The 25,360-nt window shown below is 56.6% G+C and carries 22 protein-coding genes; 12 read left to right on the forward strand and 10 right to left on the reverse strand.

The window, feature by feature from the left end; genetic code table 11:
• Positions 1-15: 15 nt before the first annotated feature.
• From AACY26_RS07930 to AACY26_RS07940, 3 genes are read left to right on the forward strand one after another with little or no spacing between them, the layout of a single operon-like run.
• Entirely contained in the window at positions 16-1,371 is a 1,356-nt protein-coding gene (locus tag AACY26_RS07930) for a TolC family outer membrane protein (protein WP_339512717.1), read from the forward strand.
• Between the two features lie 21 nt (positions 1,372-1,392).
• Positions 1,393-3,549, forward strand: coding sequence for a type I secretion system permease/ATPase (locus AACY26_RS07935; RefSeq protein ID WP_339512720.1), 2,157 nt, complete (start codon positions 1,393-1,395; stop codon positions 3,547-3,549).
• Between the two features lie 9 nt (positions 3,550-3,558).
• Complete coding sequence (locus tag AACY26_RS07940; protein ID WP_339512722.1) at positions 3,559-4,914, forward strand: HlyD family type I secretion periplasmic adaptor subunit; 1,356 nt, start codon at positions 3,559-3,561, stop codon at positions 4,912-4,914.
• 6 nt (positions 4,915-4,920) lie between these two features.
• Here AACY26_RS07940 and AACY26_RS07945 read toward each other — a convergent pair whose 3' ends face one another.
• On the reverse strand, positions 4,921-5,526 hold the full coding sequence (locus AACY26_RS07945; protein WP_339512724.1) for a tRNA-uridine aminocarboxypropyltransferase: 606 nt from the start codon (positions 5,524-5,526) through the stop codon (positions 4,921-4,923).
• A gap of 12 nt (positions 5,527-5,538) precedes the next feature.
• The gene (locus tag AACY26_RS07950; protein WP_339512726.1) at positions 5,539-6,450 is read right to left on the reverse strand and encodes a LysR family transcriptional regulator; all 912 of its coding nucleotides are present in this window, start codon (positions 6,448-6,450) and stop codon (positions 5,539-5,541) included.
• A 166-nt stretch (positions 6,451-6,616) separates the two neighbouring features.
• Here AACY26_RS07950 and speB point away from each other — a divergent pair, with 166 nt between their 5' ends.
• Together speB and AACY26_RS07960 are read left to right on the forward strand one after the other, a co-directional pair.
• Positions 6,617-7,576, forward strand: coding sequence for an agmatinase (gene speB / locus AACY26_RS07955; RefSeq protein ID WP_339512728.1), 960 nt, complete (start codon positions 6,617-6,619; stop codon positions 7,574-7,576).
• Positions 7,577-7,701: 125 nt separating this feature from the next.
• Positions 7,702-9,096, forward strand: a complete 1,395-nt coding sequence (locus tag AACY26_RS07960; RefSeq protein WP_339512730.1) for a sodium:solute symporter — start codon at positions 7,702-7,704, stop codon at positions 9,094-9,096.
• A gap of 269 nt (positions 9,097-9,365) precedes the next feature.
• Here the strand turns inward: AACY26_RS07960 and AACY26_RS07965 are convergent, their stop codons facing one another.
• The 4 genes from AACY26_RS07965 to AACY26_RS07980 all read right to left on the reverse strand — a co-directional run bounded on the left by AACY26_RS07965 (position 9,366) and on the right by AACY26_RS07980 (position 14,434).
• Positions 9,366-9,500 (reverse strand): PA1414 family protein, encoded by a 135-nt coding sequence (locus tag AACY26_RS07965; protein WP_010483193.1) that lies wholly within the window; start codon positions 9,498-9,500, stop codon positions 9,366-9,368.
• 119 nt (positions 9,501-9,619) lie between these two features.
• The gene (locus AACY26_RS07970; RefSeq protein ID WP_339512732.1) at positions 9,620-11,674 is read right to left on the reverse strand and encodes a TonB-dependent receptor family protein; all 2,055 of its coding nucleotides are present in this window, start codon (positions 11,672-11,674) and stop codon (positions 9,620-9,622) included.
• Between the two features lie 30 nt (positions 11,675-11,704).
• Positions 11,705-13,435, reverse strand: a complete 1,731-nt coding sequence (gene aceK / locus AACY26_RS07975) for a bifunctional isocitrate dehydrogenase kinase/phosphatase (protein ID WP_339512733.1) — start codon at positions 13,433-13,435, stop codon at positions 11,705-11,707.
• 120 nt (positions 13,436-13,555) lie between these two features.
• Positions 13,556-14,434, reverse strand: a complete 879-nt coding sequence (locus AACY26_RS07980) for a LysR family transcriptional regulator (protein ID WP_339512734.1) — start codon at positions 14,432-14,434, stop codon at positions 13,556-13,558.
• Positions 14,435-14,537: 103 nt separating this feature from the next.
• Between AACY26_RS07980 and AACY26_RS07985 the strand changes: the two genes are divergently transcribed.
• From AACY26_RS07985 to AACY26_RS08000, 4 genes are all read left to right on the forward strand, one after another.
• Positions 14,538-15,890 carry an acyclic terpene utilization AtuA family protein gene (locus tag AACY26_RS07985; RefSeq protein WP_339512736.1) on the forward strand — a complete coding sequence of 451 codons (1,353 nt, stop codon included), beginning with the start codon at positions 14,538-14,540 and terminating at the stop codon, positions 15,888-15,890.
• Positions 15,890-16,213: an AtuA-related protein gene (locus AACY26_RS07990; RefSeq protein WP_339512738.1), complete on the forward strand. Its 324-nt coding sequence runs from the start codon at positions 15,890-15,892 to the stop codon at positions 16,211-16,213. The genes AACY26_RS07985 and AACY26_RS07990 overlap by 1 nt, the downstream gene beginning before the upstream one ends.
• Positions 16,214-16,289: 76 nt before the next feature.
• Positions 16,290-17,603, forward strand: a complete 1,314-nt coding sequence (locus AACY26_RS07995) for a CitMHS family transporter (RefSeq protein WP_339512740.1) — start codon at positions 16,290-16,292, stop codon at positions 17,601-17,603.
• A gap of 169 nt (positions 17,604-17,772) precedes the next feature.
• Positions 17,773-18,711 (forward strand): DMT family transporter, encoded by a 939-nt coding sequence (locus AACY26_RS08000; RefSeq protein WP_339512742.1) that lies wholly within the window; start codon positions 17,773-17,775, stop codon positions 18,709-18,711.
• Positions 18,712-18,788: 77 nt separating this feature from the next.
• On the opposite strand, the gene cysK is transcribed toward AACY26_RS08000, so the two are convergent.
• Entirely contained in the window at positions 18,789-19,763 is a 975-nt protein-coding gene (cysK, locus tag AACY26_RS08005) for a cysteine synthase A (protein ID WP_339512744.1), read from the reverse strand.
• A gap of 124 nt (positions 19,764-19,887) precedes the next feature.
• On the opposite strand from cysK, the gene AACY26_RS08010 reads away from it, so the two are divergent.
• The 3 genes from AACY26_RS08010 to AACY26_RS08020 all read left to right on the forward strand — a co-directional run bounded on the left by AACY26_RS08010 (position 19,888) and on the right by AACY26_RS08020 (position 23,232).
• A complete protein-coding gene (locus tag AACY26_RS08010) occupies positions 19,888-20,952 on the forward strand; it encodes a DUF748 domain-containing protein (RefSeq protein WP_339512746.1) in 1,065 nt (354 codons plus the stop codon).
• A gap of 149 nt (positions 20,953-21,101) precedes the next feature.
• A complete protein-coding gene (locus AACY26_RS08015; RefSeq protein WP_339512748.1) occupies positions 21,102-21,947 on the forward strand; it encodes an AAA family ATPase in 846 nt (281 codons plus the stop codon).
• A 106-nt stretch (positions 21,948-22,053) separates the two neighbouring features.
• On the forward strand, positions 22,054-23,232 hold the full coding sequence (locus tag AACY26_RS08020; RefSeq protein WP_339512750.1) for a vWA domain-containing protein: 1,179 nt from the start codon (positions 22,054-22,056) through the stop codon (positions 23,230-23,232).
• A 38-nt stretch (positions 23,233-23,270) separates the two neighbouring features.
• Here the strand turns inward: AACY26_RS08020 and AACY26_RS08025 are convergent, their stop codons facing one another.
• From AACY26_RS08025 to AACY26_RS08035, 3 genes are all read right to left on the reverse strand, one after another.
• Complete coding sequence (locus tag AACY26_RS08025; protein ID WP_339512751.1) at positions 23,271-23,795, reverse strand: DUF2937 family protein; 525 nt, start codon at positions 23,793-23,795, stop codon at positions 23,271-23,273.
• A 24-nt stretch (positions 23,796-23,819) separates the two neighbouring features.
• Positions 23,820-24,596: a class II glutamine amidotransferase gene (locus AACY26_RS08030; protein WP_339512753.1), complete on the reverse strand. Its 777-nt coding sequence runs from the start codon at positions 24,594-24,596 to the stop codon at positions 23,820-23,822.
• Positions 24,597-24,836: 240 nt separating this feature from the next.
• The gene (locus AACY26_RS08035; RefSeq protein ID WP_339512755.1) at positions 24,837-25,310 is read right to left on the reverse strand and encodes an MFS transporter; all 474 of its coding nucleotides are present in this window, start codon (positions 25,308-25,310) and stop codon (positions 24,837-24,839) included.
• Between the last annotated feature and the right edge of the window lie 50 nt (positions 25,311-25,360).

Here is a 25,360-nt window from a genome sequence, read left to right on the forward strand (position 1 = left end):
CAAGGAGTTCTTCAAATGCGCGCATTAAACTTACTCTACAGCAGTATTCTCATCGCACTGTCATGCTCTCAGGCTCAGGCAATGTCCTTGTCTGAAGCCATCCAAAGCACCCTCGACAATCACCCGGAACTGCATGCGGGCATGAACAGCCGGCTATCGGCCGACGAAGAGGTCAAGATCGCCAAGGGTGGCTATCAACCCAGCATCGACTTGCTGGCCGGGTACGGCCGGGAAAATACCGACAGTCCAACCACACGGGCGCTGGGCAATCACAATGACGAAACCCTGAACTACGCAACATCCGAACTTCGCTTGCGGCAGATGCTCTTCGATGGCTTCAACACCCCCAACGAAGTCGCGCGTACCGAGGCCGTGGTCAACTCCCGCGCCTACTACGTGCGCGGCACTGCCGAGAGCTTGGCACTGCGGACCGTAGAGGTGTATCTCGATGTGCTCAAGCGCCGCGAAATGGTCAACCTGGCTAAAAACAACCTGCAAGCGCACCAGCGCATCAACGACCAGATTGACCTGCGCAGCCAACAAGGCGTTGGCAGCACGGCAGACTTTGACCAGTCCAGCGCGCGCTTGGCTTTGGCGGAAAACAACCTGTACACCGAGCAGGTCAACCTTGCTGATGCTGAAGCCAACTTCTTCAGTGCCGTCGGCCGTCCTGCTGATGAGCTGGAGAGTCCGGCCACCATCCGGGGCAGCATGCCGCAAGACTTGCTCGCGGCCAGGCAAACCATGATGGAGTCCAACCCCTACCTCAAGTCGGCGCAGGCCGATGTCAATGCCGCCGAGAAACAGTACGAGGTTGCCAAGTCGCCGTTTTACCCTCGCTTCGATGGTGAACTGGCTACCACGGCCGACAACAACATCCAGGGCGACGAAGGCCACTACAACACATGGCGAGCTGCAGTCGTGATGAACTACAACCTGTACAACGGCATGCGCGACAAGGCGCGGATGCAATCCTCGGCACACCAGGTCAATCAGTCGATGGACATTCGCAACAACGCATTGCGCATGCTCAATGAAAACCTCTCCCTGGCCTGGAACGCCTTGCAAAACGCAAGGCTGCAAACGCCCAAGGCGCGTGATTACGCCAACTACACAGCCAGCGTACGCGAGGCTTACCAGCAGCAGTTCAGCCTGGGGCAACGCACCCTGCTCGACTTGCTCGACAGCGAAAACGAACTGTTCACCGCCAACCGACGCTACACCGATGTGCGCTACACCGAGGAGTTTTCGATGTACCGCGTCATCGCGACCATGGGTGATTTGCTCCAGCAGCAGCAAGTGATAGTTCCAGCTGAAGCCATAGCCTTGAGCGAAGTGAAAAGTGAAGCACGACTGCCGGAAATGAAGTAGCCAGCGCGAGGAGCACTGACCTTGACCACCTTGGAGCTGCCAAGCCACGGCGACCCGCGCTTGAGCCACGACGATCCATTACTCGATGGCCTGTTGATTCTATGCAAACTACACGGTTGCACTGTCAGCCGGGGGAGCTTGAGCGCGGGCCTGCCCATGCCCAAGCAGTGTCTGACCCCAGATTTACTGGTCCGCTGCGCGGCCAGGGCTGGTCTGCAAGGACGCTTGCTGCGCCGTGAGCTGAGCGCAATATCCGCACTGAATCTTCCGGTGCTGTTGCTGCTAAACGATGGACGCAGCGCGGTGCTGCATAAATGGCTGGATGCCGATCAAGCCCTGATATTGCCCTGCGAAGCCGACGGCGGCGAACAATCCGTCAGCCGTGACGAACTGGCTGCAGCCTACAGCGGGCAAGCATTTTTTGCTCGGCCACGGCATGAACTGGAAGAAGCCCGGCAGCCGCTTGTGCCACGAATCGAGGCCTGGTTCCGCGACACCTTGAAACTCTCGCGCTGGCTTTACGCCGATGCGGTGTTGGCCAGTTTGCTCATCAACCTCCTAGGTTTGCTGGTGCCCTTGTTCGTCATGCAGACCTATGATCGCGTGGTGCCCAACCAGGCAACCGCGACCTTGTGGGTATTGGCCATCGGGTTATTTATCGGCACCAGCTTTGAGTTGTTGCTGCGCATACTTCGCGCGCACTTGCTCGACACTGCGGGGAAAAAAACCGATGTGGTGCTTTCGGCCACCTTGTTCGAGCGCATCACAGGGATGTCGATGAGCTCACGCCCCAGCAGCATTGGCGGCTTTGCGCAGAGCATTCATGATTTCCAGGGGCTGCGAGAATTCCTGACCGCCGTCACCTTGACCAGCCTGATTGACCTGCCCTTTTCCCTGCTCATGATTACCGTAATCGGCCTGCTCGGTGGCTGGCTGGTGGTGATCCCGCTGCTGGCTTTCCCGATTACTGCAGTGTTTGCCTGGATCATTCAGGTGCAACTGCGCGACACCGTGGAAAAAAGCCTGGCACTGGCCTCGCGCCGCCAGGCGCTGTTGATCGAAACCCTGGGTGGTCTGGAAACCCTAAAAGCCTGTGGCGCCGAAAGCGAGCGCCAGCATGATTGGGAAAAAACCCACGGCGCCCTCACCCGGCTCGATACCCATGCACGCTTTCTCGCCTCACTGGCAACAAATGGCACCTTGTTCCTACAGCAGTTTGCCGGCATGGCGACCATAGTTGCCGGGGTTTACAGCATCATTGCCGGGTCACTGAGCGTCGGCGCACTGGTTGCCTGCTACATGCTCGGCAGCCGGGTATTGGCGCCACTTGGGCAAATCGCCGGCTTGATCACGCGCTACCAACAAGCACGCCTGACAATGACCAGCACCGATGCGCTCATGGCCATGCCCCAAGAGCGCCAGGCCAAGCAGCGGCCACTTGAACGCACGCACTTGTCTGGCGCGGTGCAAGTGCGCCAAGTCAGCTTCAGCTACCCCAACCAGTCCAGCCCGGCGTTAAGCGAGGTCAGTGTGCATCTCGCGGCGGGCGAACGGGTGGGCATTATCGGGCGCAGTGGTTCAGGTAAAAGCACGCTGGCCAAGTTGATCATGGCGTTCTACACGCCAACAGAAGGCCAGGTGCTGCTCGACAATCTGGATCTGCGCCAGCTCGATGTGGCCGATCTACGTCACCAGATAGGTTTCGTCTCCCATGACTTGCCGTTGCTCAGCGGCAGCTTGCGCGACAACATCACCCTGGGCGCACGCTACGTCAGTGATGCACGCATGCTCGAAGTGGCCGAGCTGACCGGAGTCAACGAACTGGCCAAGCAGCACCCGCAGGGTTTTGATCGCCCGGTTGGCGAGCGTGGTCAATTGCTGTCTGGCGGCCAGCGCCAAGCCGTGTTGATGGCCCGCGCCATGTTGCTCGACCCACCGATAATGCTGCTGGACGAACCGACCAGCGCCATGGACAACACCAGCGAAGAAATCCTGCGCAACCGCCTGCAAACCTGGACCCAAGGTAAAACCCTGCTGCTCATCACCCATCGCGCCTCAATGCTCAGCCTGGTCGACCGGCTGATCGTCCTGGATAACGGGCGCATTGTCGCCGACGGCCCGAAAGAATCGGTTATCGAAGCCTTGCGCAAAGGCCGCGTCGGCCCGGCGGCGGTTTAAGGAAACATCATGAGCCAGCAGATCCTGAGTAACTACTTCGCCGCCAGCAAGCATGACAAAGGCGATACTGAGTTCATGCCGGAGGTCGACGGAGCAGTGCTCGAAGACACGCCATGGTTTGCCCGCATTACCATCTGGGTCGTCACGGCTTGCATCCTCAGTGCGGTGCTCTGGGCCAATTTCGCGATACTTGATGAGGTGACGACCGGCCAGGGCAAAGCCATTCCCTCAAGCAAAATCCAGGTCATCCAGAACCTTGAGGGCGGTATCGTCAGTGAGATTTTTGTGCGTGAAGGCCAGGTTGTTAATAAAAACGATGTCTTGCTGCGCCTTGATGACACACGTTTTTTGTCCAACAAGGGCGAAAGCGATGCCGACCGGCTGGCGCTGATTGCCCGGGTGGAGCGTTTGAGCGCCGAGGCAGAAGGCCGACCGCTGGCGATGCCCGAGGAAATAACCCGTAGCGCTCCACAACTGGCCGAGGACGAAGCAGGCCTGTACAGCTCGCGACAACAACGCCTGCAAAGCGAACAGCGGACACTTGGCGAACAACTTCGGCAAAAGACCCAGGAACTGGCCGAGTTTCGCTCCAAGGCGCAGCAGTACCGCTCCAGCCTTGGTTTGATCCAGCAAGAACTGAACATGTCTCAACCCCTGGTTAAGGCAGGCGCCATTTCACCGGTCGAAATTCTCCGATTGCGCCGCAGTGCGGTTGAGGTTCGCGGTTCGCTCGATGCAACCACCCTGGCCATTCCAAGGGCGGAATCGGCAATCAGCGAAATCAAAAGCAAGGTCGAGGAATCCGAATTGAGCTTTCGCGCCGATGCCTTCAAAGAACTCAACGATGCCCGCACCGAACTGAAAAAGATCAACGCCAGCGGCTCGGCGATTGATGACCGTGTGAGCAGAACCACGGTGATTTCGCCCGTCAACGGCATCATCAAGCAACTCAAGGTCAACACCATTGGCGGCGTGGTCCAGCCCGGTAGCGACATGCTTGAGATTGTGCCTTTGGAAGACAATCTGCTGATCGAAGCCAAGGTTCGGCCCCAGGATGTGGCCTTTCTCCATCCGGGCCAGAAAGCCATGGTCAAATTCAGCGCCTATGACTACACCATTTATGGCGGCCTCAAGGCCAACCTGGAGCTTATCAGCGCAGACACTATCACCGATGATGAAGGCAACAGCTTCTATCTGATCCAATTACGCACCGATAAGAGCCATTTAGGCAGTGATAAGCAACCGTTGATGATCATCCCCGGCATGGTCGCCACGGTCGATATCATCACCGGCCAGAAAAGCGTGCTCGATTACCTGCTCAAGCCGGTGCTCAAAGCACGCACCGAGGCGCTGCGTGAACGCTGAGGAACCCTAATCCTTGCTTGAATGATTACGCGCAAAGGTTTGCGCGCCCATTGCCCTGATCTGGCCTTCGATCAAGGCATCGAAGGGCTGCAACAGCGCGGCAAATGATTGTTCCGGCTCAAGCAATTGCAAGGCAGCAGTCACCGCCTCGATCGTCGACAATGAGCCCTCCATCGATGCTTTTCGCAAGCGATAGCGCGACTGCTGACCAGGCGGCAAGGTTACTCGCGGCAGGCTTGCCAACACCGGATTGAGGTACAGCAACTTACGCGCCTTGCGCCAAGTACCATCGGGAACCACTAGGCGGACGGGCGCCTCGTCAGCAGCTCGACCAATAGCCGTCAACGGCTGTGCCGCCTCCCCCGGAAACAGTAGATAGTTGCGATAACCAGGCTGCGCTAAATACGCGTCCAGTTGCTCAAACTGCTCGCCAATCCACAACGCTGCATTTTGCAGCCCCAGCGCCAGTAAACCTGCGGTATTAAGCGCGTGCTTGACCTCGCTTGGGTGCTGTAGGACAAGCACCTGAGTGCGGCTATGCAGGTTCGGAATCAGTGCGCAGAGGCAATGCTCAAGCGGTCGAGCACAGCGCTCGCAGCGGGGGCGAGACATATCAATAACTCCTTAGCCAGCAGCGTTTTTGTCAGATGCATTGAGTTGCGTCTTGAGCAGGTCGCGGAAGGTTTGGATCAAAGGCTCACGCGAACGGCCTCGACGCAAAATCAACGAAAACGGTGCTTGATAGCCAAAGGTTGCTGGCAACAATACGCGCAGCTGCTGCAACTCGACCCAATGCTGCGCATAGTGTTCAGGCAAATAGCCAATGTAGGCGCCAGACAACACCAGGATCAACTGCGCTTCCATCGACTCGACCGTGCCCGCGCTGTGCTTGAAGCCGTGGCGTGCCAGTTCAGCCTGGCTCCAATAGCCACGCCCGACCATGCGTTGCTGGGTAATCACCTCGGCGGGAATGCGCCGCTGCTTGAACAGCGAGTGACGCTCGCTGCAGTACAGCCAATGCTGTTCGCGGTACAAAGGCTGGTACAACAGGCCATTCATGCGGGTCGAGAACGCGCCTATGGCAATGTCCAGGCGGTTATCCAGCACTGCGAGCTGCAATTCATAGGGGCTCAAGACTGACAAATGCAGGTGCACCGCCGGGTGTTCATGGCTATAGGCACCAATTACTTCAGCTAATGGTAAAGCCATGTCGCTTACCGTTGAGTCAAGCACGCCGAGATTCAGGGTTCCGCGCAGCTCGCCCTTGAGCGCTGCGGAGTAGCGTTCAAAGCCCTCTAGTTCACCCAGCAAGCGCATGGTTTCCTGATGGAACAGCTCACCCTTGCTGGTCAGGCTGAAACCGCCACGCCCTCGGTGACACAGGCTCAGCCCAAGGGAGGCTTCGAGCTGGCTCATATAGGTGCTGATCGCCGAAGTCGACAGCTTGAGCTCCTGCTGAGCCGCCGCAAAACCTTGATGGCGCACTACGCTGGCAAAAATCCTGAGCAACTTCAGGTCGGGTAACGCCTGACTCATAACCACTCCGCAACACAAGAAATCAGCTAATTGGTGATTCTAAGCCCTGCGCCATTAGTTTAGAAATCTATGAACTAATTTTTTGTTCTCAGCGATTTGTCACGGCGCAGTGATGGCGAAGAATCGACGCACTTCAATAAAACCATAACAACCGTGAGGCCATCCCATGGACAAGATTTTGCACCAACCCCTGGGCGGTAACGAAATGCCGCGTTTCGGCGGCATCGCCACCATGATGCGCCTGCCGCACATCCAAACTCCTGAAGAACGCAAAAAGCTCGACGTAGGCTTTGTCGGAGTTCCGCTGGATATTGGCACCTCGCTGCGCTCAGGCACCCGCTTCGGGCCGCGTGAGATTCGCGCCCAGTCGGTGATGATTCGTCCCTACAACATGGCAACCGGCGCCGCGCCCTTTGATTCGCTGAACATTGCCGATATTGGTGACGTGCCCATCAACACCTTCAACATGACTGAAGCGGTACGTATCATCGAGGATGCCTACGACCAGATTCTCGAAGACGGCATCCTGCCCCTGACACTTGGCGGCGACCACACCATCACCTTGCCAATCTTGCGCGCGATCAAGAAGAAGTTCGGCAAGGTCGGGCTGGTGCACATTGATGCTCACGCTGACGTCAACGATCATATGTTCGGCGAAAAAATCGCTCACGGCACAACCTTCCGCCGCGCCGTCGAAGAAGGCCTGCTCGATTGCGATCGCGTAGTGCAGATTGGCCTGCGTGCCCAGGGTTACACCGCCGAAGACTTCAACTGGAGCCGCAAGCAAGGCTTTCGCGTGGTCCAGGCCGAAGAATGCTGGCACAAGTCGCTTGAACCCTTGATGGCTGAAGTGCGCGAGAAAGTCGGTGGTGGCCCGGTTTACTTGTCATTTGATATCGATGGCATTGACCCCGCTTGGGCACCAGGCACCGGCACCCCGGAAATCGGCGGCCTGACCACCATCCAGGCGATTGAAATCATCCGTGGCTGCCAAGGCTTGGACCTGATTGGCGGCGACCTGGTTGAAGTTTCCCCACCCTATGACACCACCGGCAACACTTCGCTGCTGGGCGCCAACTTGCTCTACGAAATGCTCTGTGCGTTGCCTGGCGTGGAAAGTCGCTAACACACGCCTGCTGGTCGAAGCCGTCCTTGCACGCAGACAGCTTCGACCATGACGCCAACACCTGAATTAAAGATTTGCACTCCGACAAGTGCGAAACATAAAAACAATTAAAAGAGACACCGCAAATGACTCTCGATCTTTTCGTAATCCTTATCTACGTAGCGTTGATGCTTGGCCTGGGTTTCTATGGCATGCGTCGCAGTAAAAACCGTGAAGACTATCTAGTTGCCGGGCGTAATCTTGGGCCCATGTTCTACCTCGGGACAATGGCGGCAACTGTACTCGGCGGCGCATCCACCATCGGCACCGTGCGCCTAGGCTATGTCTACGGCATCTCCGGCTTCTGGCTCTGTGCATCCCTGGGCCTGGGCATCATCGGCATCAGCCTGTTGCTGGCCAAGCCGCTGCTAAAACTCAAGATCTATACCGTCACCCAGGTTCTGGAGCGTCGCTATAGCCCAACGGCGCGGCATGCAAGCGCCGCCATTATGTTGATCTACGCCCTGATGATTGGCGCCATTTCAACCATCGCCATCGGCACCGTGATGGAGGTGCTATTCGGCATGCCGTTCTGGATGACCATCCTGATTGGTGGCGGTATTGTCGTGGCCTACTCGACCATTGGCGGCATGTGGTCGCTGAGCCTCACCGACATTGTGCAATTCCTGATCATGACCATCGGCCTGGTGTTTATCCTGATGCCAATGTCGATCAGCGATGCGGGCGGCTGGGATGCCCTGGTTGCAAAACTCCCTGCCAGCTACTTCTCGTTTACCGCGATTGGCTGGGACACCATCATCACCTACTTCCTGATCTACTTCTTCGGCATCTTTATTGGCCAGGATATCTGGCAGCGTGTATTCACCGCACGCAGTGAGAAAGTCGCAAAATTCTCCGGCGCAGCCGCCGGTGTCTACTGCATTTTCTACGGTTTGGCCGCTGCCCTTATCGGCATGGCTGCCAAGGTGGTATTGCCGGATTTGGATAACGTCAACAACGCCTTCGCCAGCATTGTCCAAACCAGCTTGCCGGACGGTATTCGCGGCTTGGTGATTGCTGCTGCGCTGGCCGCATTGATGTCAACCGCCAGCGCCGGGCTGTTGGCGGCCTCGACCACCGCTGCGCAAGACCTTTGGCCACTGTTCAGCAAGCGCAAAGTCACTAGCGAAAGTGCAATGATCAACCGGGTTTTCACCTTGTTGCTCGGTTGCCTGGTGCTTGGGATTGCCTTGGTTGTCAGCGACGTTATCAGCGCCCTAACCCTGGCCTATAACCTGCTGGTCGGCGGCATGTTGATTCCATTGCTCGGCGCGATCTACTGGAAGCGAGCGACCACTGCTGGCGCCATTACCAGCATGGCGCTAGGTAGCCTGACAGCTGCGCTCTTCATGTTCATCGATGGTCTCGAAGCCAATACACCGATCTATTACAGCCTGGCAGTTGGCGCAATCAGCTTTGTTGCGGTCAGCCTGTTCACCCCGCAACTGGTCACACAGACGCGCTTGGCAACCAACGATTAATCGCTGCACTCACCTCCGACTGAAAACAATCGCCGCATTTATGCGGCGATTGTTTTTGTACAGGTGAACGCCAGCTATTGAGCCTGGTCAGGCTGCAAAGTCACTTGATCAAATTGAATGATATTGCATGAAAGCAGCGACTGAACTTTGTCACTTGGCGACTGGTCCAGGCCGGACTGAGTAGACGAAGGATATTCAGGTGCCAGAAAATTGATCAGCGACAGCAAAGCCACTGATCATCATTGTCAACCTAGACAGCTGAGCAACACTCAGCGCTGGCGGCGCGGCTCTCGTGGCCGACGAGGATCGTCATTGCGCACGGGAATGGGTTGCAGCTTAGGCCGGTCAAGCAGCCCCAGCGCGACCAGAAGATCGTGAAAAGCATTCTGCATCTTGGCGATCATTTAACTTCCTCCTGCCAAGGCTTACGGATAAGACGCATAGCACGTCTTGCATAAGCATAGATTACCTTGAATAACTCTGCCTCGATTGATGCTCGTCAGTTATCCGTCAGCAACTTTGCTCAAAATGTTACACGCAGCCCTGTATAGACCGTTCGTCCTGGGCCGGGTTCATAATAACGACCGTTGGCATCGTTGATTCGCACATTGTCGTAATACTCGCGGTCAAACAGATTGTCTACGCCCAGGTATGGCTCCCAAGTCTGCCCGCCCGCCTTTATCTGCTTGCCGATGCGCAAGTTGGTCAGGGCATAGCCACTGACTTCCACATCGTTGGCATCGTTGGCATACATGGCGTCATAGGCACTCATATTCAAGCGCGCATAGTTGCCGTCGTGTTCGTAGGCCACTTCGGTGAATACGCTTTGTCGAGGAATACCCGCCAATGAATTGCCATGGTAATCATTGTCGTCAACTTGATAGTCGTCGAACTTGAAGCGGCTGTAGGCATAGGCACCGGTCAGGCGCCAGGCATCAGCCACTTGCCAGCTAAGGCTCAGTTCAAGACCATCGCGGCGCGACTTGCCAGCATTGCGATAATAATTACGGCCCGATTCGCCCGGCAAACTGTAGCCAACCAGTTCGTCATCGAGCTTCATGCTAAACAGCGCCACGTCATAACGCAGCGTCGACCACTCACCTTTCAGGCCAATTTCGCGATTAAGCGTGCGGGCGGGCTCGAGCGATGAGTTAAAGCCGCCGCCATTTGGATTGGCCAACTCACTGATGGTCGGCGTCTCGAACGAGGTCCCCACCTTGGCGTATAGCGACTGATGAGGATCAAGCCTGTAGCTCAAGCCAGCGCTGTAGTTCCAGTCTTCAAGGTTGCGTGAGCCGGAATTGTCGCCATCGCTGAGGAAACGGTCGTCAACCGACAGGCGTACCCGGTCGTAACGCACGCCCAGGGTCGCTTGCCAGGCATCAGTCAGGTCGATCTGGTCTTCGATAAAGATGCCGCTGCTGTCGGCGTTTTCATCTTGCTTTAGGGTCTCGTCACCGCGCTCGCCCAGCAAGTTGTCGTAGCGCCTGCGGTCATCACGCTGCACCTCAAGGTCGAAACCGCCGGTGAATTTATGCGACATACCCAACAGTTCTTCGCGGTGGCTGTATTGACCACCCATGCCAGCAAACAGGCGATCAAAGGTGGTTTGCCCGCCATTGGTGAACGACAAGCTGTTACCAAACTGGCGCTGGCCTACATAGCTGCGCAGCTGATACTCATCATCACCGGCACCGTAGCCATCCCAGACGGCACTCAGACGCTGCTGGCGAATCCATTCATCGGCGTCGTAGCGCAGGTTATTCGGCGCGGCCTGACCACGATCATCGGCAACTTCACTGGCATTGAGGCCACCGGGATCTTCAGCGCGATTGTCGATGGCATTGAAGTTGATGCCCAAGCGGCCGTAGTCGCTGTACCAATTCAGCTTGCCGGTCAAACTGTTGGTTTCAGCCTTTGCATGATCGCGATAACCCTCTGATTGCGTGCTGTTGAATGCCAGCAAAGCACCGATATCCCCTGCAGTGCCGCCGGTTTCCACCCGCGCGCGCTGATAACCCAACTCGCCGACGCTTAAATCAAAGAAGCTGTAAGGCGTGGCAGGCGGCTGGCGCGTTTCAATATTGAGCACACCGCCCGCCGCATTGCCGTAAAGCACCGAAGAGGGGCCGCGCAAGACTTCCATGCGCTCAACCAGGCCCAGATCCAGGCCATCAAGTTCGGTTTGACCGTCTGGCATGGTCAACGGCGCGCCGTCGACCAACACGCGCACGCCACGGACCCCAAAGTTGCCACGCGAGCCATAGCCCCGAATAGACGGGCGCAAGCCTTGTGCAAGGTTGTATTGGTTCTGGCTGAACACCCCAGGCACCGCGGCCAAGAGCCCCTGCAAAGTGAGGTTCTTTTCCGCACTGGACTGATTGGCTTTAACCACGCTCACCGCCGCTGGCGTGCTCAGCCAACGGGTACTTGTACGGGGTGAAACAATCAACAATGGCGCCATTTCAAGCGCGTCATCCGTTTGTGGCTGAGCCGCGCTAAGTGCGCCTGCATTCGCACCAAACAGCACTCCGGCCACCGTTACCATGGCTAATCTCAAAACAACCTCATCACTCATTGAAATACCTGGCTGAACGCATCAACCGGGCTATTCGGATTTGCGCCGATACGGAAATACATCGATGACTTTACCCTCAACAATCGCCGCCTGCAGGCTCTTCCAGTAATCGGCATCGTAAAGCTCACCATGCAGCTGACTAAAGAGCCGCCGCTGTTTGATATCGGCAAATAGAAACGGAGGAAACTCCTCCGGAAACACGTCGTTAGGTGCAACGGAATACCAAGGCTCGGACGCCATTTCATCTTCTGGGTAGCGTGGCGGCGGTATGCGCCTGAAGTTGACCTCGGTCAGAAAACAGATTTCGTCATAGTCATAGAACACCACACGCCCATGCCGAGTCACACCAAAGTTTTTCAGCAACATATCACCGGGGAAAATATTCGCCGCAGCCAACTGTTTGATCGCCAGGCCATAGTCCTCAAGCGCTTCGCGCACCTGGGCTTCGCTGGCACTTTCAACATAGAGATTAAGCGGCGTCATGCGCCGTTCAGTCCAACAGTGGCGAACCAGCACGGTGTCTCCTTCCACCTCGACGGTGGATGGCGCGACCTCAAGCAACTCAGCCAAACACTCAGGACTGAACTTGGCCTTTGGGAAGCGAAAATCCGCAAACTCCTGGGTGTCGGCCATGCGCCCTACCCGATCGACACTTTTAACCAGCCGGTACTTCTCGATGACGGTGTCGCGCACCACCGTCTTGGTGTGCGAAAAGCGATCCTTGATGATTTTGAATACCGTATTGAAGCCCGGCAAGGTGAACACGCTCATGACCATGCCACGCACACCCGGCGCCATGATGAACTGATCATCGGTCGTCGCCAGATGATTGATCAGCGCCCGGTAGAATTCGGATTTCCCATGCTTGTAAAAACCGATGGAACTGTACAGCTCGGCAATGTGCTTGCCCGGCAAAATGCGCTTGAGAAAGCCAACAAACTCAGCGGGAATCTCCACCTCGACCATGAAGTACGAACGAGTGAAGGAGAAAATAATCGACACCTCGGCTTCATCTGTAATCAGTGCATCTACCTGAATGCCCAAGCCTTCGCGGTGCAACAGTGGAAACACCAGCGGCCATTGTTCATCCTGGTTGAACACACGCCCGACCAGATACGCCCCTTTGTTGCGGTAGAGCACCGAATAGAACAGCTCGACGGTCAGCTCCGGGTCCTTGCATACCCAATCCGGCAGGCTCTCACGCATTTGCGCCTCAAGCCGAACCAGATCACGCGGTAAGTCTTCAAAGGGCGCGTTGAAGCTGTAGTCCTTGAAGATGGACTCAAGCATCCGGGCCAGCCCATGGGCGTTTCCATGGTTCGCCCCCAAGTTATAGCGACGCGTCTGCGCCGGGCGCTGGCGGCTGTGTATCGAGGGCCGGGTGGTGTGAATGAACATGCAGTCATCGCTGATTTGATCATGGCTGAACAAACTGCAAAAAATCGAGTTGAACCAGGTTTCAGAGAGTTCATCGTCAAAACGGCTGTCGATCAACTTGATGTAGGCCGACTTGACCTGCGACCAGTGCCTGATATCAAGCAACTCGTCGCCAATCCCATCGCGCAGGCGCAGGTTGAACTCCTTGACCTTCTCCTCGTAGAGGTTGATGCGCGCCGCCGAGGCCTGTTGACCGGCCTGCCACTGCGCCTGCTCGAAGCGCGCTCGGGCACCGTCGGTGATCCGGCGAAAATGCTCGCGGTAATCATCAAAGCCATCAAGAATCAGGCGAGCGATATCCGCTGTGAGCGCTTGCTGAGTCATGGGCAACCCTCTGCTGGAACTGGGACGTTGCAGCCGAGCTTAGCCAGATGCCAGCTCCAGCGAAAGCACAACCGAGCTGGCAAGTAGATCAAAGCCGCTCCAGCCGCCATTGCCGTATGGCTAGACAAATGCCTGGCTCAAGCGACGCTCAAGATACTGCACAAACATTTGCAGCGCCGGGGTTTGCCTGACCGGCTTGCGTTGCAATAGCCCCAAAGAGCGCTGAACCGGTTGCGCCACAGGCAGCACCAGCAAGGCTTCGCCAACATGCAAAAAGGATGAGCAGCTTGCCGGCAGTAACGAAAAGCCCAGCCCCTCGCGAACCATGGCTGCGGCAGTGCTCATGTGCGCGACTTGCCAGGCCGGATGAGCATTTACGCCCAAACTAAGCAACGTCATGTCCGCCAATGGACGAATACTGGTGTCGGCTGTCAGGGCGATATAGGGCTTGCTCTTCCAGCTTTCGAGGTCGCCGTCCTCATCGCGCACCAGCAACACCAGGTTGTCGTTGACCAAGTGCTTGAACTCAAGACCGAGCATGTCTTCAGGCAGCGAGGTAATACCCACATCGACCTCGCCCGCCAGTACCCAGTCCCTGACCTCCCCGGCTCGGCCATCAAGCAAGGACACCTGCACCCCCGGATGATCCCGGCTATAGGCAGCAATCGCCCCCGGCAGGAATGATGCAGCGGCTGTCGGCAAGGCCGCCAAGCGCAATGTGCCGCTGTCCAGGTTCAACAGCTCCTGCGCATCGCTGACTGCATCGCCCATCACCCGTAACAATTGTTGCGCCTGCGGTAAAAAATGCTCACCGGCGGGGGTCAACTCTACGCTGCGAGTGTTGCGCGCCAGTAGTTTCAACCCTAGCGCCTCCTCCAACCGGCGGATGCTGTAGCTCAGTGCCGGTGGCGACAAATGCAAAAGCTCTGAAGTCCGGGTGAAACTCAGGGTTTGCGCGACCAGGGTAAACGCCCGCAATTGACGAAAGTTGATGTCCACGGCGGTTCTATAAAATTTTATTGAATAGTTGTTCTTATAATTAAAATTCACAGAAATATCAATTGACGCCACTATTGCTCGGGCACTCATACCGAGCTTTACCATGACAAATACAATTCACATCGGTTGCGGAGCAGGTTTTGCCAGTGATCGCCCGGACGCTACCCTGCGCCTGGCACGAAGCCTGGCCAAGCGCTCTGGAAAACGCTATTTGATGCTTGAGCTGCTTGCCGAGCGCACCCTTGCCGAAGCCCAGCTGCGCAAACAGCTGGATGCCAACAGCGGTTACGCTTCCCGCCTGTTTGACTTTCTCGACCCTATTCTCGATATCTGCATCGAGTCGGGCATTCCCATCGTCACCAATGGTGGTGCGGCTAACCCCAAGGCGGCAGCACTGAAGCTGCGCAACAAACTGGCCGGGCGCCACGCAGACCTGAAAATCGCCTGCGTGCTGGGCGACGACCTGCTTGAACTGGGCCAAGCACATTTCCAGCAATGGCTTGCGACCTCCGAGCTGCCCGGCGAGTTGGTGTCGGTAAACGTCTATACCGGTGCCGACGGTATTACCCAGGCATTGGAGCAAGGTGCCAATATCGTGCTCTGTGGCAGAGTGTCCGATCCCTCATTGGCGGTCGGTCCAATTCGCCATGGGCTGGGCTGGGCCTTTGATGACTGGACAAAAATGGCGATCGCCACCACCGCAGGGCACTTGTTGGAATGCTGCACCCAGGTGACCGGCGGCTATTTTGCTCACCCCGGAATCAAAGATGTGCCTGACCCCGCCAACCTTGATTGCCCGATCATTGAGATCAACAGCACAGGCGAGCTGGTCGTGACCAAGGTCGACGGCAGCAGCGGGTGCGTCAATGAGCGCACGGTCAAAGAGCAATTGCTTTACGAAATTCACGACCCACGCCGCTACCTGACGCCAGACGTAATACTCGACCTTGGCCAGGTCAGTGTTGAACAGATCGGTGAAAACCGAGTCAGGGTTGCAGGTATTCAAGGCCATCCGCGACCAGACAGGCTCAAGGGCTTGGCGGGCGGGCGCGGCCTCTGGTTTGGCGAAGCGTCCATTAGCTACGCTGGCCCCGGCGCAGTTGAACGCGCCAGCCTGGCCCGGGACATCTTGCGGCAACGTTTCGCGCAGTTAGGTCCGACGCTGAACCCCTGGATTGATCTGGTTGGCGTTGCCAGTTTGTTCAATGACCAGCACGGCGACTACCTGGACAAGCGCCTGGCCCGCTCCCCCGCTGTGGAAGATGTCCTGGTTCGTGTCGGCATCGTTGATGAGAATCGCCAGTTGATTGAACAACTCCAAGCCGAGGTTGAATCGCTCTACACCAACGGCCCTGCCGGCGGCGGCGGCGTGCGTAGACATCTCAGTGAATCCATCACCACCCGCGACTTTATGATCCCGCGCAGTGCTGTGCAAACCCGACTGGAGTGGTACTGATGAATACAACCATTACCCTGGCCGACTATGCCCATGCGCGGGCGGGCGATAAAGGCAACATTCTGTGCGTCGCCGTGTTCCCCCTGAACCCCGAACACTATCAATGGCTCAAGCGTGAGTTAACCCCAGAGCGAGTGGCCGAGCAGTTTTCGGGGCGACGCCCGGCGTCCATCAAACGCTATGAAATCGACTCACTGCAGGCCCTTAACTTCGTTTTGGAAGGCGCATTGGAAGGCGGCGTAACCCGCAGCCCTGGGCTCGACCGCCACGGTAAAAGCCTGAGCTACCTGCTTTTGGCCATGCAATTACCGGCGCCAGACTGAACGCAAGAGATGACAGTCGCCGCGCTGAACTGCGCGGTGTGTTGAACAATAAAAATAATGATTGAGGTTGAACATAATGATCACAACCCTGGGCTTTGTGATGATGCTTGGCATCATCTCGTTGATACTGCTGCGCAAGATGAGTCCGGTAGTAGCATTCACTACCATTCCTGTCGCTATCTGCCTGCTGGCCGGTTTTACACCGGGCGAAACCGGGGGCTTTATCAAAAGCGGCCTGATAACCGTGGCCCCGACTGCCGCACTATTTTTATTCGCCATTTTGTATTTTGGCATCATGCGCGACCGGGGGCTGTTCGATCCGCTGGTTAACTTTCTGATTCGACGCACCGGCGGCAAGCCGCTGGCTGTGGCGATGGCCACGGTACTGATCACCGCATCGGTACACCTTGATGGTGTCGGCGCCGCGACCTTCCTGCTGGTCATCCCGGCGTTGCTGCCCCTCTACAAGCGCTTGAACATGAGCCCCAACCTGCTATTGATGCTGGTGGGTACCACAGCCGGGGTCATCAATATGGTGCCCTGGGGTGGCACCACCGCCCGTGCGGCTGCCACCACAGGGCTGGATGCCACTGAGCTATGGCTGGGCCTGATCCCGGTGCAACTGCTTGGCTTGGGCTTGATGTTACTGATTGCCGCCTGGCTCGGCCTGCGCGCCCAACGCACCGCACCCAAGTCCCTCGGCGCCGCTGCGACTTTCGACCCCAGCCTGGGGCAGCCCGAGTCGCGAGAATATGGCCTGTCACCGCGCACCCTGCGCTACTGGTGCAACGTCGCGCTCACCGCTGCCATCCTGGCCTGTTTGTTTACCGGCACATTCCCGCTCTACGCATGCTTTATGGTGGGTCTTGGCATCGCATTGCCGCTGAATTTCCCGGATATAAACCTGCAGACCGAGCGCATCAAGGCGCACGCTGCAGACGCCCTGCAAATGTCACTGGTGATGATGGCGGCCGCCGTGCTGCTTGGCGTATTGTCGGGGGCCAAGATGTCTGATGCCATGGCGCTGTCGATTATCGACATCCTGCCCCACGGATCAGCCCAATACCTGCATGTACTGGTTGGTATGTTCGGTGTCCCGCTGGGCATGATTTTCTCGCCGGACGCCTATTACTTTGCCTTGCTGCCGGTCATTCGTGACGTCGCCGTGGCCGCTGGTGTGCCCTTGGAGTCGGTCGCGCGCGCCATGCTGATTGGTGAAAACACCGGCTTTGCAATCAGCCCGGTTGTGCCGAGCGTCTACCTCGCCCTTGCGCTGGCAGGCGTGGAGTTGCGCAAGCACATCACCTACACCTTCTTCTGGGCCTGGAGTGTCAGTCTATTAATGCTGACGTTTGCCTTGCTGACTGGGGCAGTGCAATTCGGCTCCTGAGCACGTTTAAGCCCCATGAAAACCGCCGAACTGCCAATCGTGCTCGGTGGTTTTATGCGTTGATCGGGACCGCGCAAGGCAGATAAAAATAATTCAAAAGCAATTTTCGGATTGCTATCGCGCCTGTAGATGGAAACACTAGGCGCCTTGCCTGATCTGGAGTTTCACCGTGCGCCTGACAGACCTAAGCCGACTGCTGTTGCTTGCCGCCATCTGGGGCGCCAGTTTCATGTTTATGCGTATTGTCGCCCCTGTGCTTGGCAGCATGCCGACCGCCTTCTTCCGCGCCACACTTGGCGCCCTGGGCTTACTGGTGATCCTGCTGGTCATGCGGGTCGACTGGGATTTTCGCGGCAAACTCAAGCAATGCCTGGTGCTCGGTATTATCAATGCTGGACTGCCTTCGGCGATGTATTGCCTGGCCGCTTTGGTATTGCCTGCCGGTTACTCTTCGATCTTCAATGCGATGACCCCGCTTATGGGCGTGCTCATCGGCATGCTGTTTTTCAGTGAGGCCCTGACCACCAGCAAGGCTGTGGGTGTCGCCCTGGGTTTATTTGGGGTCTGGCTCTTTACTCAGACTGGCCCCGTCAGCGTCGACCTGCACATGCTGCTCGGCGCGGCAGCCTGCCTGGTGGCAACCACCTGCTACGGCTTTGCCGGTTTCCTGACCCGCAAGTGGATTGGTCAGCAAGGCGGACTCGACAATCGCCTGACCGCCTTTAGCAGCCTGGTCGGTGCCAGCTTGTTCCTGACTCCACTGTTTATCGGCTCCCTGATCGTGCAGCCGCCTGTCTCCTGGGGTGGCGCCAGTGAATGGCTGTCCCTGGCTGGGCTCGGCTTTATCTGCACGGCGTTCGCCTATGTGCTGTATTTCCGTTTGATCAGCGATATCGGCCCAGTTCAGGCATCAACCACAACCTTTTTGATCCCGGTGTTCGGCGTGCTTTGGGGCTGGCTGCTGCTCGATGAGCCGTTGTCCTGGGCCTATGTCTATGGCGGCGCGGCGATTGCCCTGGCGTTGTGGCTGGTGGTCAGGCCGACTGCGGTAAAGACGCCGATTGCAGCGCCTGCAGCACCGTTGGTGACCGAAAAGACTGCCCAATAGCTTTACAATCTGCTGTGAATAAAAAACCCCGCAAGGCTCGCGCTGTGCGGGGTTTTATCGCCAATACCCGTGAAGAATTACTGGACCATTTCCTGCTCGCTGAACATGTCGCTGAATAACATGCTCGACAGATAACGCTCGCCAGAGTCCGGCAGGATTACCACGATCGTCTTGCCTTGCATGTTTGGCTCATTGGCGATTCTCAATGCCACGGCCATGGCCGCGCCACAGGAAATACCGCAAAGAATGCCCTCTTCGCGCATCAGGCGCAGCGCCACTGCTTTTGAGTCGTCATCACTCACTTGCTCAACCCGATCAACCATGTCCAGATCTAAGTTTTTCGGCACGAAACCTGCGCCTATGCCTTGGATCTTGTGCGGGCTCGGCTTGACCTCGTCACCCGCAATGGTCTGGCTGATAACCGGGGAGCTGGTAGGCTCGACCGCCACCGAAAGGATCGGCTTGCCCTGGGTCTTCTTGATGTAGCGCGAAACCCCGGTAATGGTGCCGCCGGTGCCGACCCCAGAGACCAGCACATCAATCGCGCCATCTGTGTCATTCCAAATTTCCGGACCTGTGGTCTTCTCGTGAATATCTGGGTTTGCCGGGTTCTCGAACTGTTGCGGCATAAAGTATTTGCTGCTGTCCGACTGGGCAATTTCGGTGGCTTTTTCGATTGCGCCTTTCATGCCTTTGGCCGGCTCCGTCAAGACCAACTCGGCGCCTAGGGCCTTAAGCACCTTGCGTCGCTCAAGGCTCATGGAGGCTGGCATGGTCAGCAGCAGCTTGTAGCCCCGCGCCGCCGCCACAAACGCCAGGCCAATGCCGGTGTTACCGGAAGTCGGTTCAACAATGGTCATGCCAGGCTTGAGCACACCGCGTGCTTCCGCATCCCAGACCATGTTGGCGCCAATCCGACATTTGACTGAGTAGGCAGGGTTGCGCCCTTCGATCTTGGCGAGAATGGTCACCCCTTTCGGGCCCAGACGATTAATCATCACCAGCGGTGTATTGCCGATGGCTTGTGCGTTGTCTGCGAAGATGCGGCTCATGATGGGATCCTTGTTCGGAGTTAGCTGATTAGCCTATGACGCATGTTGCTGACAGTCCAGTAGTCATGTGACGCTTGAACTTACGGAATGGAAACCAATTGTTATTTAGCGAGTCAGTTTAATTATGAGAAAACGTTTCGCTATACCTTTGTGGACCCTGATCAGCCTCGCCTGCCTGTTGGTGGTGCTGCATATCATGCTGCCGTCATTGGTTCGTGATTACCTCAATGAGCAGCTCGCCGACATGGGTGATTATCGCGGGCACATCACCGATGTCGACCTCGCGCTGTGGCGCGGCGCATACCGCATTAACCAACTGAATATCAGCAAGGTCAACGGTAAGGTTCCAGTGCCGCTGCTGGAGGCCCCCTCGATTGATCTGTCAGTGAGCTGGAGTGCGTTGTGGCACGACCATGCAGTGGTCGCGAGCGTGGTCTTCGAGCAGCCCAAACTGACCTTTGTTGATGGTGGCAACGCCGCAGCCTCGCAAACCGGTGAAGGGGTTGACTGGCGCCAGCAACTCAAGGCATTCCTGCCCATCACCCTCAACGAAGTCAGGGTCAACCAAGGCACCTTGGCCTTTCGCAACTTCAACTCAAAACCACCGGTGGATATAAAAGCCACGCAGTTGAATGCAACGCTGCTGAATCTAAGCAACACCAACAACAGCAAAGAGTTATTGCCCGCCAGCTTCCAGGCAACCGGAAAAATCTTTGGCAATGCGCCATTGCAGACCAGCGCCAAACTTAATCCCCTGGGCGAGCTGGATGACTTTGATCTCAAGCTGCGCACCACTGATATTGAGCTTAAACAACTCAATAGCTTCACCCGCACTTACGCCGACTTTGATTTTGCCAAGGGCAATGGCGATTTCGTCATGGAGCTTGAAGCGCGTAAAGGCAAGGTCGACGGCTATGCCAAGCCATTGCTGCGCGACATGGAAATCTTTGACTGGCAACAAGATGTCGTCGCCGAGGATAAAAACGTTTTCAGCGGCATCTGGGAAGCTCTGGTTGGCAGCGGCGGCTGGCTGTTGAAAAACCATAGCAAGGACCAATTCGCCACACGCATCGAAATTGCCGGCGACCTCAATGCCTATGACGTCAGCAACTGGCAAGCTTTCAAATCGATTCTGCGCAACGCCTTCGTCAAGGCGTTCAGTAATAGGTTTGACTCAAGCCAGCAATGACCCGCTCCAGGGAACGTTTACAAGCTGACTCGCCATTCAGTGACTGAATACCCCGTATTCGTTCACAGCCCACAACCGGCACGGTATAGTTGAGCTTTAACCCATTGACCCGCGGCGATTACCCGGGCGTACCGGTGTGAGGATTTAGCATGAAGTTCGAAGGCACTCAGTCATACGTCGCAACCGACGATCTCAAGCTTGCGGTTAACGCTGCCATTACCTTGGAACGCCCGCTGCTGGTAAAGGGCGAGCCCGGCACCGGCAAAACCATGCTGGCTGAACAACTGGCCGAGTCCTTTGGTGCGCGCCTGATCACCTGGCACATCAAGTCGACGACCAAAGCTCATCAAGGCCTGTATGAATACGACGCGGTTAGCCGCCTGCGTGACTCGCAACTCGACTCCGACAAAGTTCACGATGTGCGCAACTACATCAAGAAGGGCAAGCTCTGGGAAGCATTTGAGTCAGAGGAACGAGTCATCCTGCTGATCGATGAAATCGACAAAGCCGACATCGAGTTTCCTAACGACTTGCTGCAAGAACTCGACAAGATGGAGTTCTACGTTTACGAGACGGATGAAACCATCAAGGCGGTCCAGCGCCCGATTATCATCATCACCTCGAACAACGAGAAAGAACTGCCGGACGCCTTCTTGCGCCGCTGCTTTTTCCATTACATCGCCTTCCCCGATCGCGACACCTTGCAGCGCATCGTTGATGTGCATTATCCGACCATCAAGAAAGACCTGGTCAGCGAGGCCCTCGACGTATTCTTCGACGTGCGCAAAGTGCCGGGCCTGAAGAAGAAACCTTCGACCTCTGAATTGGTTGATTGGCTCAAGCTGCTGATGGCCGACAACATTGGCGAAGCGGTCTTGCGTGAGCGCGACCCAACCAAGGCGATTCCGCCGCTGGCCGGAGCCTTGGTCAAGAACGAGCAGGATGTTCAGCTGCTCGAACGCCTGGCATTTATGAGTCGCCGCGCCGGTCGTTAACTGTCGATTGTGACATTTCAACCGGACAGACTTCCCCGCTCGGTCAATGGCTCACGCGCCAGGCCGGGATGCAGCCCGGCCAGAACCAACACACGAGGGTGCAGCCATGCTGCTTAACCTATTCAATGAAATGCGTGCAGCCAAGGTGCCGGTCTCGGTGCGTGAGCTGCTCGACCTGATCAACGCGTTGAAGCACAACGTGGTGTTCGCTGACATGGACGAGTTCTATTACCTCGCCCGCACTATTCTGGTTAAGGACGAGCGCCATTTCGACAAGTTCGACCGCGCCTTCGGCGCCTATTTCAATGGCCTGGAAAACCTCAGTCAGCATATTGAAGCCTTGATCCCGGATGAATGGCTGCGCAAGGAGTTCGAGCGTTCGCTGAGTGAAGAGGAACGCGCCAGGATCGAATCCCTCGGCGGCCTGGACAAACTCATCGAAGAGTTTAAAAAGCGCCTCGAAGAGCAAAAAGAGCGCCACGCTGGCGGTAATAAATGGATAGGCACAGGCGGCACCAGTCCATTCGGCTCGGGTGGCTTCAACCCAGAAGGGATTCGTGTTGGTGACGCCGGAAAGCGCCAGGGCAAAGCGGTTAAGGTGTGGGATCAGCGCGACTATAAAAACCTTGATGATCAGGTTGAGCTGGGCACGCGCAACATCAAGGTAGCATTGCGCCGCCTGCGCAAGTTTGCTCGCCAGGGTGCGGAAGATGAGCTGGATCTCGACGGCACCATCGACCATACCGCCAAGGACGCAGGCCTGCTCAATATTCGCATGCGCCCAGAGCGACGCAATACGGTCAAACTGCTGATTCTGTTCGACATTGGCGGCTCGATGGACGCCCACGTCAAAGTCTGTGAAGAGCTGTTTTCCGCGTGCAAGACCGAGTTCAAGCACATGGAATACTTCTACTTTCACAACTGCGTCTATGAGTCGGTGTGGAAGAACAACCTGCGCCGCACCTCCGAGCGCTTCTCCACCCAAGACTTGCTGCACAAGTATGGCGCTGACTACAAAGTGGTATTTGTCGGGGATGCGGCCATGGCGCCCTATGAAATCACCCAGGCTGGCGGCAGTGTCGAACACTGGAACGAAGAGCCGGGTTATCTGTGGATCAAGCGATTCATGGAGAAATACAAGAAACTCATCTGGATCAACCCCTACCCGAAAGACACCTGGGGCTACACCGCATCGACCAACATCATTCGTGAACTGGTCGAGGACAAGATGTTTCCCTTGACCTTGCAAGGGCTTGAAGACGGCATGAAACTGCTGTCGAAATAAGCAAATGCCGCAGGCTTGCCCTGCGGCATTACCTCAATTTAACGCCAGTGGCGGTCACGCACGCGGCGATCCTGACCACCGCCAAGCAGCTGTAGTAGAGTCACCAGCAACAACTCGACCAGCAAGGCCAGCAGCAAGGCGCAGATAATCCCCCAGGCAATCGCCTCAGGCACCAGCAACACTTGGAAGCTGTAAGCAGCGTAGGTTTCCCTGAGCAATTCTGAATCGGCAGCGGTAGCCAGATGCCAAACCTGCTGATACCAAGGACCATGCATGGCTTTGGATTCAGCGTTAAGCCAGTCTGAGCGCATTACCAGAGTATTGACGCTCTTGGCATCGCTTTGCATCACCGGATCATCACTGGCCTGATAATGCGCCACCAAGGCAACCATATCGCCCTTGAAGAAGCGTTTGGCGGTGTCTCGAAAGCCTTGCAAGCTCTGCTCCGACTCCTGCAGGTGCGCATCAACACGCTTGCTGTAATCGTCGATATAGCCCGGTACTTGCACCCCGACCAGCAAGCCCAAAGCAAACAGCGCCAAGCGTAGATAGCTTTTAAACATCCGCCCCCTCCCCTTTATTCTTGGTTAATCCGCCATACCTTGTGCGATACATTCCCCGGCACGCCATAGACGCCACTCACCTGGCTGGTAGAGATTCCAGCTCTCGTTATTGGTCAGCGGCGCGGTGGCCAGCACTGTGACTATGTCATCAGGCGTGGTTTCTGACTGAAAATCAACCTGCACATCAGCATCCGTCAGCTGTGCCGGCCCGAAAGGTGCACGACGGGTAATATGCGCTAGCTTGCTTGAACAAAAGCTAAATAGCCAATCGCCATTACTGAGCAGGCAATTGAAGACCCCCTTGCGGCGGTAGGCGGCACAGGCCTGAACCAGAGTCGGTAACATTTTCTCTACATCAACCGCACAGGAAAACTCAGTGCGTAGCCGGTTGAGCAAATCGCAAAAGGCCGCCTCACTGTCCGTATCGCCAATGGGCTGATAGAAGCCCAGCTCAGGAGCGAAATCCGCCAATTGGCCGTTGTGGGCAAAACACCAGCTACGGCCCCACATTTCGCGTACGAAGGGGTGAGTATTGGCCAGGCAAACCCGGCCAACATTGGCTTGGCGAATATGTCCGATCACCACTTCGCTCTTGATCGGATAACGCTGCACCAGCTTCGCCACTTCCGACTCATAGCTGGCACTGGGGTCTTGAAACAAGCGCAGGCCGCGCCCTTCATAAAAACCGATCCCCCAACCATCCCGGTGCGGGCCGGTGCTGCCACCGCGCTGCATCAGCCCGGTAAAGCTAAAAACAATATCAGTCGGCACGTTGGCACTCATGCCCAACAGTTCACACATCCTGTTTTCTCCAACCGCTGTAATAACATGGACACTCTATTTAGAGGCTCGCCATGGCGCAAAGCGCGTTTGCACAAGATTAGCCCAGGCGATACCCGTCAGTCGCCCGCCATCTGCATGCCGCGAGAGTTTTTGCAGCTAGGTTTATGCTCAGGTTTCCTATAGGCACGCTAAAAGGTGCAAACCTGTCAGCTGATGCCTTGGAGACCCGCCTGCAATTAACAGGCGGCGTGGGCAGGGCTAGAGTCGTGGTTCTACACGCATGCCGTGACGATCGTGCTGTGCGTAGCTGGGCTCGGCATCACCATCATCCATAATTTCACGCAAGGTGCGTGGATCTTGCTCCTCTTGCGGCTCAAGCTTGGCTTGGCGACGCTCTTTCCACCAGCGTTCGATTGGCCAGCGAATCGCCACAAAAATCAGGTAGGCGGCAAAGGCAATCATGCCGTAGAGGGCCAGGTCCGCGACTGCGCGCCAGAGGTTATTGCCGACTTTGAACAAGATATCCAGGGCGCTAACCGCAATCGCTGGAGCAAACAGCTCTTTGCCCGGGTCAACAATGGTCGGGCTGAACAACAAGACCGCAACCAGAACCCGCAAAGGCTCGCGCACGTAACGCCACATCCAACTGGTTAAACGGAACCAAACCAATAAGCAACCTAGCGCAGCAACGGCATAGACGGCCCAAGCGAGTAGGTTTTCGTTCTCAAACATAAGGTGGCAAATCCCTGACAAGATAGCGGGCGATGTATGGTGGCCCTTAT

Source organism: Pseudomonas sp. RL_15y_Pfl2_60 (genome assembly GCF_963970595.1).
GTDB lineage: Bacteria > Pseudomonadota > Gammaproteobacteria > Pseudomonadales > Pseudomonadaceae > Aquipseudomonas.